The sequence below is a fragment of the Paenibacillus sp. 10L310 genome (assembly GCF_056395745.1).
Genome location: NZ_JBFTKC010000033.1, coordinates 21,730 through 32,006, shown reverse-complemented (window position 1 = coordinate 32,006; position 10,277 = coordinate 21,730). Strand labels below are relative to the sequence as shown.

Below are 10,277 nucleotides of genomic sequence, written 5' to 3'. Positions count from 1 at the left end.
GCAGAAAGGCCAGCCCTACCAAGTGTAATCCATATTTAACCAAAACCTCCATACCCGTGGAGGTTATTCGTGTTGGTCGGAAAAAGTATACCACGAAAAGAGAACTCATCCAACCAGAAATGCTTGACAAACATTAGCTGGTTTTTGTTATGTCTGGATCAGGAGTGGGTTACTTGAACGCCGTATTGTGTGAAAAAATGAGTAACCGCATCCATGTTCATTCGATTATCAAACAGATGCTCAGGATAATAGATGCCTGGAGCCATAGGTTTGTCCATTGGCATCATCAGTATCTTCTCGGCTTGCACCGCAGCGCCGAGTGCAGTCATGTGGGTCTGACCGAGTGGGTCAGAGACCGTCATCGTTCGTTCAACCTGGTTACCTTTCGCATCCAGCCCTTTCAATTGAATGACCAGATGATGTGTGCTCCCGGTTCCCGGATTATAGAGCAATTTCCGCCGGAATGGCTGGAAACGTTCACCACTGATCATCTTCCATACTCCGGTTTTGACCAATCCGGCGAGAGCATATGTAGATACCTTACTATCGAATGAGATACGGAAACTGGCGGAATCGATATGGCTGGTATGAGGCAAAGTGACGTGATCGGGTGTGTCCAGTCTGTAACATGGGGTCGTATACCCGTTCGGGAAATGAACTTTAATCGGATCTGTCATGGGGTAGACGAGTCGGTTCGTGTTGGATTCGGTGACCTGAAAAGGAATACTCATCCGGTCCATGAAGGCTGCCGAATCAGGGCCGGCCTTATCCCGCAGCGACCATAGGGCATGAATGTTTAGTTCGACATGTTGCAGAGAGTTAGAAAGTATCATGGCAAAGAGTGACGCCGTTCCTGCCATCCATCCAGAGGACAGCACTACCGGAGCATGAAGCTCTTCCTGCTCTACTGTACGGATCGCTTGATTGAACACCTCAGTCCAGCGTGTTACATCGATAAGTGGAATTTTTCTCCGCACTGCCGATACCAGTAGCCGATCATCCAGATCGTTGACTGCATTAATGATTAACGATATATTCTCTCCTGCGTGAATCAGTGGATCGTCTGCATTGGTATCAACAACAACCGTTTGGACACGATTGGATGGAAAAGGTGCTGCTTTACCTGCAGAACGGCCTCCCAGTAACAATTCCAGATCAGGATGCCTGTCATGCAAAATGCGGGCAAGCTGTGCACCTACAGCACCATAGCCTCCAGCGATGAGAACTCTTTTTCTATTCATTCTATATACCTCCGTTGATATGTTTATGTACTTATATGTTTAAACTATTGAACATATAGAGGTGAAGAAAAGGAATGCAGTACACCAGCGCGGTATGCGCTAGCTCTGACATTCCACTTCCACGAGATGAACGAGCTGTTTGATTAATTCGATCGCATCGTTGAACTCCAGCTTGTAATACATCTCCGTACCTTTTTTCTGAACCGATAACAGCCCGGATTGACGCAATATTTTCAAGTGATGAGAGACCGTAGGGCGTGACATGGGGACATGCTCTGCAATCTGCGATACATTCATGCTCTCTTGATCAATGAGCAGCGATATGATTCGCTGGCGAACGGGATCTCCCAAACCTTGAAGATAAGGACTTAGATTCTCGAAAATATCAATAACTTTTTGGTTACCTATCGACTCGTTCATGGCTCACTCCGTTATAATGTTTAATTGTTTAAACGTATTATAAGGCTTAGTTCACTTAAAAATCAAATTTAACATTCCAAGTTGCAGGAAATTAGCTGTTCCGCTTGTCCATTTGAAGTACAATATAAGCAAATATGCCCGTACCACGGATCCATTGATGTATCCGTGGTGGAAGGAGTCCAAGATGGCTGAGAGTAACCATTATTCGGTGCTGGTAGATGAATATATCTCAGAGTTTGCACCCGATGTACAGGTGAGATTACAGGCGTTAAGACAGATTATTCGTGAAGCGGCTCCGAACGCCGAAGAGAAGATCAGTTACCAGATGCCTACGTATGCACAGCATGGGAATTTGGTTCATTTTGCCGCTTACCAGCATCATATTGGGTTTTACCCTGCTCCCAGGGGAATTCAAGCTTTCCAGGAGGAACTCTCCAAGTATAAAGGGGGAAAGGGGTCTGTCCAGTTTCCGCTGGATCAGCCATTGCCCGAGGATCTCATTCGCCGGATTGTGGAGTATCGCGTGAAAGAAAATGTGGAAAAAGCTCGGGAGAAGAAGCAGAAGAAGTGATAAATGGTAAAAACCTGTTAGTCTACTGAAGGGGAAGTACAGATGAACAAAGCACTAATCGTGTTGGATGTGCAGTATGGTATTACATCATTAAAGGATTTCACAGTTCAGTTGGGCAAGATTGAAGCGGTTATCTGATTTTGAACAGCAACATGAGCCAATCATATACATGAAACATGTAGATTACGATTAGGAGGCTTCTTCACTGTTCTATAAAAATGCTGCGAACCTGGAAATTATAATGGGTACGGGTCAGTATCCCGTTATGGAGAAAAGCAAACCAAGTGCCTTCAGCAATCCGGAGCTAAGAACTTGGCTACAAGAGCATCAAGTAGAACATGTATTTATTGTTGGATTCAACATGGAATATTGTTGTCTGTTTACGGCAATTACAGCGGAACACGAAGGGTTTAAGGTAACCTTGATTGAGGACGCAACAGGTTCGGTGAACACAGCGGAGACGTATGAGATGCCGGGTCTGGATATTCAGGATTTTGTCGGTTCGATTTTGAATTGGTCGAATTGTATTGAAGTTTTATATGTGGATGAGTATAAAGAAATGTATCGTATCTAGCGTGGTTTACATGTGACGCCGGAGATTTGAGTATGGTATAATAAGAGCAGATTAGACGTAAAATGCAAAGAGAGCCGTGCTGGTAACACGACTCCTCCGAGCAATAGCCGCTTTTAAGGGCGGTGGGCTTCGCTTAGAAAGATGATCAACAATAGACCGCATCCTTTTGCGAGGGGGGCGGTCTATTTGTGTGTATTGGACAGAATAAGGCATCCTTTGTCAACATCACAGTGTGCATTTTAGTTTGGAGGGGAATTCGTATGATCAAGGTTCATTTATCTCGTATTATGGGTGAGAAAAGAATTAATATTGCTGATTTATCCCGACTAACCGGATTACATAGAAATGGGATTTCCAAATTATATAATGAAGAAACCGATGGTGTGAAGTTCGATACGCTGAATCGAATATGTGAGGCTTTGGATTGTGACATCCAGGATATCATTGAGTTTATTAAGGACGAGAAGTGATCTTCAACATTTAGCTAAGGCCCTATACTTTTAAAAAATTGGACATATAGACCGTTACCTTATCGAAGGGACGGTCTTTTTCTGTTTGTGTACACATACTGATCTGCACCGATTGCAAGCGTTACTCTCTTTTCAGCGATTTTTCAGCCAGAGCCATTATAATACTCACGGAATCCTGTAATCGAAAAGGAGTTTTTGCATGTCTAAGGTGCTGCATAAGTCGTTTTATCTCATTTTGCTCGTGTTTCTTGCGGTGTTTATTGCTTCGTCCTTGTTGGTTCGGGCACAGTACAACTACGCCTTGTATGGGGACAATCCCATTTTAGGCATGCAGCAGTGGAGTATTTTTCTCCCGGTCATTCTTTTGCTTCTTGGTTCAGGTGTCGGGTTATTTGCTCTATGTCTGAAGCTGAACAAATACAGTCCGAAGGTTGTCATTCCGATTGTGCTCCTAAGTTCTTTGGCCATTCAGATCATCATCATTTTTGTATTTCCGAGAGTACCCACCGATGATTCACAGACCGTTCTCTCACTCGCCATGAACATGCTGTATGACCAAGACTACTCTTCGTTTGAAGCGGGTGGTTATCTGCACATGTTCCCGTTTAACTACTCAATCGTGTTGTACCTGAAGACATTGCTGTACCTGTTCCCGGACAACTATCTGGTCATCAAACTATTTAATATTTTGTTTTCAACGTTAACAACGTTCATGATTTATCTTATCTACAAACAAGTGAACGACAGATCCACGGAACGTGATTACGGTGTGTTGATCTTTGCAGCAACGTACCTGCCTTCCTTGTTCCTGAACAACCTGATCTATAACGATGTGATTGCCACAGCATTTCTGACATCTTGTTTATACTTTGTTATTCGTTTTGTACGTGAAAAGTCTTGGAAAACAATCTTCATTGCCGCCGTTTTTCTCGCGATGGGCAATTACTTCCGAAGCATTGGCGTGATCGTGCTGATCGCTGCCATCATATATATCCTGCTGAATTTACGGAGCATTGGAATGAAGAAAGTGATCATTTCCATCGGTGTGCTGGGTATGTTGTTTAATGTACCAACCTGGACTCAGAATGCGGTTCTTCAATCCTCCGGTGTTGTGAGCGAATCTGTCGGAGAGAATGCTGCACCGGTCTATATGTGGCTGAATATGGGCATTAATCTGGAGCGTTTTGGCTTCTGGGACAATATGGAGAGTTATCAGATCTATCAGAGGCAGGCCAACTACAATAAGGCTGAGAGCGCAGCATTATTCAAACAAGAAATCGGCAACAAGCTGTCTGAAGCAAGTGCGAGTGACTTGGTGCAGATGTATTACAAAAAGATCATATGGACCTGGACGGAAGGGACGTACCAGATGGACCGCTACGGAATCGGCAATGAAAGTTCCATGGGTGCCGGAAGAGGAAGGGGAGGCGGAATCGCAGGCTCCTATAGTTACACGAATGTGATAACAGAACTGTTGCAGGGGGATTCGGCTTATCGGACAGGTTTGCTCTGGATTGTATATGTGATGAATTTCTTGATGTACTGTTTTATTTCCATCCGGTTGGTCGGTGGAGTTCGTCGTAAACGGTATGATGAAGTCTCCTTAATCCTGGTCATTCTCGGATTCATCGGATTTTATATTCTGTGGGAGATTAAGTCCAGATACATCTACCCTGTATATCCGTTGTTGGTTGTGCTGTCCTATATGGGGTTCAAAGATACGTATGACTTCATATTCCATCGTAAAGGTACCTTGGAGAGATATTCCCTGAGAAAAAGGTGATCATATGCGAAAAAATAAATATTTTACATCGGTTACGCTACTCCTACTGCTGGGATGTTCGGTTATGCTTACGGCCTGTGATGTTATAACCGCCCAGAATATTACCAAGACCAGTTCTGTGCAAGGCATGAACGGTGGCGGTATGCCGAATGGTGGTGGCCTGGGAATGAATGGAGGAACACCGAGAGGTGGAAGAGGCACCGCGGGCATGAATGATCGAACAGGCAGTCCTGGCATGACGCAAGGGATGATGAACGCCGACATTACTGGTAGAGTCATCTCCTTAAATGGAAACACAATTACGCTGGCGTTACTTGAGGTGCAGGATACCTCATCTCCAAGCATGCAGTGGAAGGATACCGGAATGGAGATGAAATTGAATATAAGTGATGATGTTGCTATCACTGAAGGCATGGGGACGCCGGGTTCGGGCAATTCCAGCCCACGTGCGAATTCGTCCATTCAGGTGTCTGATCTTCAAAAAGAAAACATCGTGATGGTGTGGTATAAGGACAACACCGAGAAGGTGGAACGGGTGATGGTTGTCCAGTAAAAAATGATGGGATTATCGTCATTTTGTAATTGCTTACATTTGGCTTATCGGCTATTATGGTAACAACTGGTTTTTTGAAGGGAGTGAGCGTCATGAAACGACGGTCTAAGATGGTATGTTCTATTACTACAATGAAGGTAAGCATAAACTGAATAATTCCGGCAGACTATCAGACGAAGGGAGGAACACATCTTGTTCCCCGGTTTGGTTTGAGATCTGCTGATATATAGGGATATAACTGCTCAATTTTTCTGGCGTATACGAGGTTTATTTGCTTGTGCAAATTTCTCATACACTCAGAATTTTTAAAAGCCGCAGGCATAGCCTGCGGCTTTTTGCGCGCAAAAATAGACATTCGTTGCCTACAAGCAATGTACATAAAACGATCAAAAAGGAGAACTGCCCATGTTAAAATTAAAATATTTATTTCAACATAATGATCTTGCCGAGATGATTTTAAAGAATTGGAACTATGATCCTGAGTCGCTGGATATGTTTCAGTATTATCGCATATCCTCCAATGCCGTGTATCCGTTCAGAGATCAGGGGGAAGTGAGATTACTTCGATTTGCTCCGGTAGAGGAGAAAAATCAAATCAATCTTGGCGCTGAACTGGAGTTCCTGCGTTATCTTCAAACGAATCAGTATGGAGCCATGGAGGCGGTACCTTCCCATTCAGGGACAGAACTCATAGAGGCTCACACCCCATGGGGAGTGTACTATGCTTCCGTATTCAAGCGAGTACCTGGATCGCAGTTAGGAAGCATTGATTTGAATGGCTCCATCTTGTACAGCTATGGTCAGGCATTGGGTGAGCTGCATCATTTATCACGTACATTCATGCCTGAGCAAAAGGAGAAACGCTGGACCTATACGGATGTTTTGGATTGGATGCAGGAGATCCTGAAGGGTTTTCCTGGTGAAACGGCTGTTTTGAATGAGTTGGAGTTTCTTCGAACGTATTTTGCGACTGTACCGATGACCCAGCAAAATTTCGGTCTCATCCACTACGATTTTGAACTGGATAATGTCTTCTATGATGAAGGTAGCCAGTCTTGTTATGCCATTGATTTTGATGACTCAATGTATCACTGGTACGCAATGGACGTGGAACAGAGTCTGGATAGTTTACGTGAGGAGATCGAGCCTGAACAATGGGAGCAGAAGAAGCAATTGTTCCTGAACGGGTATTGGTCCAAGGCGGGAGAACGTTATGATCTGGAGAGTATGTTCCCCGCTTGTCGCCGTTTTGCCAACTTGTACGGTTATGTGCGTATGCTTCGATCTGTTGCAGAGCAGTGGTCACATGAGCCAGAGTGGATGAGCGGACTAAGAGCGAGGTTAACGAGGATAATGACAGAAAAGGCAGAGCAATTCGGTCATCCGCTTTAATTTCTAGTGCAGCCGACGCTTCTCCAATTCCATAAAAATATGTCATGTTCACAACAGAAATAATATGTTTCGAGAAAAAAAACCAGCTGGGAATTCCATGTAGAATTCCTAAGCTGGTTTTTTACATGTTACTCGGTATAATCACTTATCGCAGTACGCCCCGCTTCTACACTGATCCAGTAGGAATAATCTTCGCGCACGTCCACATAGAGGTTAAGTTCCTTCGCATCAAGGTTACTTACCATTAGTTTGAAATTGCCATAGGCATCTGTTGTAACCTGTTGCGTCTGGATGTGCTCTACAGCAGGCGAAGGACCATGGATTTTGATCGGCATCGTCTGGTTGGCATACGCCGGGAACGTACCTTGAAGGACCAGTGTGTGATCGGAAGAATATACTGCTTTCATGGTCTGATCCGGTAGTCCGCCGTTCTTTTCATTCCCGGTAGCTTCAGTGGCATTCTTCGGCCTGCTCCATAGTTCGAAGTCTTTTTCCTTCAGGTTCTGGAGAAAAACAACGGCCTCTGCCCGGGTCAAGGATTCTTGTCCCGCATAACCTTGCACCGTAGCTGCGGTTTTGCCTGAAGAGTATCCCATGTTCAGCAGATACCGGATGGCATCGTCGTCCTGGGTATAATTTTTACCGCCAAGCCCCGCCACGATTAAGGCTACTTCTGTTCGGTTCAAGGCACGATTGCGCAGCTTCGGATTCTGTTTGCTGGCATCCAGTTTCAGATTCAACGCGGAAGCATAGGTGTAATAACGATCACTCCAGATGTTTCCTTTGATAGCTTGTCCCTCTGCAGCATCTATGCTCTGAATGACATGGGAATTCGCATACAGCTTGAACAACATAGAGAGGAATTCGGCTTCACTCACCTGATTGTTGGGTTTGAACGTTCCATCCTCGTATCCACTGACCATCTCCTGTTGAACGGCCCATTGAATGGCCTCTTTCGCCCAATGTGTAGGGACATCAATTAATTGGGGAATTCCCGTGACAGTAACAGAGACAACCGCCTCTTTCCCTTCAAAACGAATCCGAATTTCGGCTTTACCAGCCTGAAGTCCAATGATTTTTCCATCCTTGATGACAATGCGATCTGACGTCGTGGTGAAGGAAACGTTAGACTGTGGAACATAGGATGTTCCGTTATCATTCACGGCAGTGATTGAAGGCAGATCAATCTGTTCTCCTGCTCGGACTTTCAGGTTTGGTTGTCCTGGCGTTATACGGGTAAGCGTTGTATCTTGAACACCGTCCACATGGAAGAAACGTGTAGAGTATGAGATTTCCGCTGCTGTACCGTTTTTCTTTTGCAGACCTGTAATTCGAATGTTGAACGTATCGCCGTTTTTTAACAATTGCACATCGTCGGGACGGAATATGATGGCGTAACCATATCCATATCCACCTGTCTCTACATTGAAATAGGCTTGATTAAACCATTGTTTATCCGCAGGGTCCACGTTGTAATAACCGGTTGGAAAGCCACTGTTCTGATTCTTTGCATTAAAGGTCCATGTACGTTGATCGGAAGTCCGAGTCATCTCGACCTGTACCTCAGATAGTGATGGTTTCGCAAATACATCTGTATTCAGTTGAACAGACCAGGCCTGTGTGTTGCCAAAAGCTTCGATTGGAAATGCGCCCTGATTCGGGAACAGGCTGTAGTTGAACGAAGTTCCCCCAGTTCTGCTTTTATCAAATACCTGCATGGCACTATAGTACTGATCATATGTCTTGCCTGCTTCACTACGAGTGGCGAGTCCAAATCCGATTCGTTGCAGTTGTGGACTCAAAATCCAGCGCCTGTGACCCAATCGATCAATATTGGAGGCATCCGAATCATTCATATAGGCCTGAATGCTTTTTGTCAGGACGTTATTCTTTGCACTGCTGGTAACGTACAGATTGGAGCTGCTGGCAGACTTTGAACCGGTGTCAAAGAAATCCTTTGGCATATCTCCTGTCTGTTTTGGAGAATGGGACAGGTATCCACCCGTGGAGACCACAACAGCCCCATGCTGGGCTTGACGATTCAATGCCGGATCAAGGACAAGATCGCCCTGTAGCCCCGTGATAAAACGATAAAAGTTGGCTGCATTCAGCCCTTGTTCCAGATAGGCGTCACTTACCACACCAGCAGAGTAGGGAGCACTTGTCGAAGGTGTCTTTGTATACAGGGGAGATGTATCATTGCCATTCATCCACTGATTCCACTTTTGGACAATCTCCTGCTGACTTCGCTCAGGTAACAAACTGTCGACCTGTTCCGCATGTGCCGCTTGAGCACCCCATAACAGAAACAGCAAACCTGCCAAGGGCAGAGTGAACAGTGAATGTATTTTATTTTTCCGGTAAACCATGTTTCCAACCCCTCTCATATCTGAACGTACGAAGAACATATGCATGTTCAGCATTATGGTATATTCATCGACATTACAGCTGGTTTTGCTTAGATCCAGGCATGAGAGCATAAGGCCGAGCATGTGAAGGAGAATGTTTAAATTAGGGAGTTAGTGGTTCATTTGTTAAAAAAAGAGCACAGGCCACCCCGCTGATTGGGGACAGCTTATGCTCTTTCTATATATGTATCTACTTTTTAGTCGAGACTCAGGTCGAAATCAGGCTCACACATATAATCTAATGGGTACAGATCATCTCGTGCCGAGATTAATGCACGGAAATGCAGATAAAGATTATTGGGCTGTACCACAATGCCACCAACACGATGGGGCATAAGTTCAGCCACGACGAAGACATCCTCGGCATTGTTACATTTAAAAAGAACATTTTTCGGATGAATGACTTCCTCCAGGTAACTGTACGTCATCACGTGAAATGTTTGTCCGCGCCAGTTTGTCTTGATTACTCTATAGGACTGTGTGCGAACCAGATCCAGATAACGTTCCAGCTGGAACGTATGCTCAAATTGCGTAATATAACCTTTTTTATCTACATCAATCGTAAATTCGACATCATAGCTCACATGCATTTCATCTTTATAAGTTCCGTTCATAACCTTCATGTTGTCAAAGTGTGATCCGAATTCCGGATCTTCTACATAGGGAATGGTAACGAGTTCGGGGTCAACATATTCTGTGATCTTACTGTTACTGGAAGGTGGGGTGTAATACTTCGATGGCTGAAGATCAATCGATCCAATCATGCTTCCAGGAAAACCGGGGCTACAAGTTATTCGCATAGTCATCTCCTTCGTTGTTGGTCAGTAGTTAGACGAACGAGTAACAATAAAGTTGCACCAGAATA

The 10,277-nt window shown here is 44.7% G+C and carries 10 protein-coding genes; 6 read left to right on the top strand and 4 right to left on the bottom strand.

All coding sequences use genetic code 11. The features are described 5' to 3' along the window. Positions 1-158: 158 nt before the first annotated feature. Both AC1DE7_RS31020 and AC1DE7_RS31015 read right to left on the bottom strand, forming a co-directional pair. On the bottom strand, positions 159-1,241 hold the full coding sequence (locus tag AC1DE7_RS31020; RefSeq protein WP_477535833.1) for a saccharopine dehydrogenase: 1,083 nt from the start codon (positions 1,239-1,241) through the stop codon (positions 159-161). A gap of 99 nt (positions 1,242-1,340) precedes the next feature. After that, entirely contained in the window at positions 1,341-1,661 is a 321-nt protein-coding gene (locus AC1DE7_RS31015; protein WP_340902166.1) for an ArsR/SmtB family transcription factor, read from the bottom strand. Positions 1,662-1,845: 184 nt separating this feature from the next. Here AC1DE7_RS31015 and AC1DE7_RS31010 point away from each other — a divergent pair, with 184 nt between their 5' ends. From AC1DE7_RS31010 to AC1DE7_RS30985, 6 genes are all read left to right on the top strand, one after another. Next, positions 1,846-2,232, top strand: a complete 387-nt coding sequence (locus tag AC1DE7_RS31010; RefSeq protein WP_047840569.1) for an iron chaperone — start codon at positions 1,846-1,848, stop codon at positions 2,230-2,232. 265 nt (positions 2,233-2,497) lie between these two features. Continuing rightward, positions 2,498-2,806 (top strand): cysteine hydrolase family protein, encoded by a 309-nt coding sequence (locus AC1DE7_RS31005; RefSeq protein ID WP_477535832.1) that lies wholly within the window; start codon positions 2,498-2,500, stop codon positions 2,804-2,806. A gap of 260 nt (positions 2,807-3,066) precedes the next feature. After that, on the top strand, positions 3,067-3,276 hold the full coding sequence (locus AC1DE7_RS31000; protein WP_477535831.1) for a helix-turn-helix domain-containing protein: 210 nt from the start codon (positions 3,067-3,069) through the stop codon (positions 3,274-3,276). Between the two features lie 199 nt (positions 3,277-3,475). Next, positions 3,476-5,059, top strand: coding sequence for a glycosyltransferase family 39 protein (locus AC1DE7_RS30995; protein WP_477535830.1), 1,584 nt, complete (start codon positions 3,476-3,478; stop codon positions 5,057-5,059). A gap of 4 nt (positions 5,060-5,063) precedes the next feature. Next, positions 5,064-5,612 (top strand): hypothetical protein, encoded by a 549-nt coding sequence (locus AC1DE7_RS30990; protein WP_477535829.1) that lies wholly within the window; start codon positions 5,064-5,066, stop codon positions 5,610-5,612. Positions 5,613-6,017: 405 nt separating this feature from the next. Beyond that, on the top strand, positions 6,018-7,004 hold the full coding sequence (locus AC1DE7_RS30985) for a phosphotransferase enzyme family protein (RefSeq protein WP_477535828.1): 987 nt from the start codon (positions 6,018-6,020) through the stop codon (positions 7,002-7,004). 128 nt (positions 7,005-7,132) lie between these two features. Here the strand turns inward: AC1DE7_RS30985 and AC1DE7_RS30980 are convergent, their stop codons facing one another. Both AC1DE7_RS30980 and AC1DE7_RS30975 read right to left on the bottom strand, forming a co-directional pair. Next, entirely contained in the window at positions 7,133-9,373 is a 2,241-nt protein-coding gene (locus tag AC1DE7_RS30980; RefSeq protein ID WP_477535827.1) for an S-layer homology domain-containing protein, read from the bottom strand. 236 nt (positions 9,374-9,609) lie between these two features. After that, a complete protein-coding gene (locus tag AC1DE7_RS30975) occupies positions 9,610-10,176 on the bottom strand; it encodes a hypothetical protein (RefSeq protein ID WP_477535826.1) in 567 nt (188 codons plus the stop codon). Positions 10,177-10,277 lie beyond the last annotated feature (101 nt).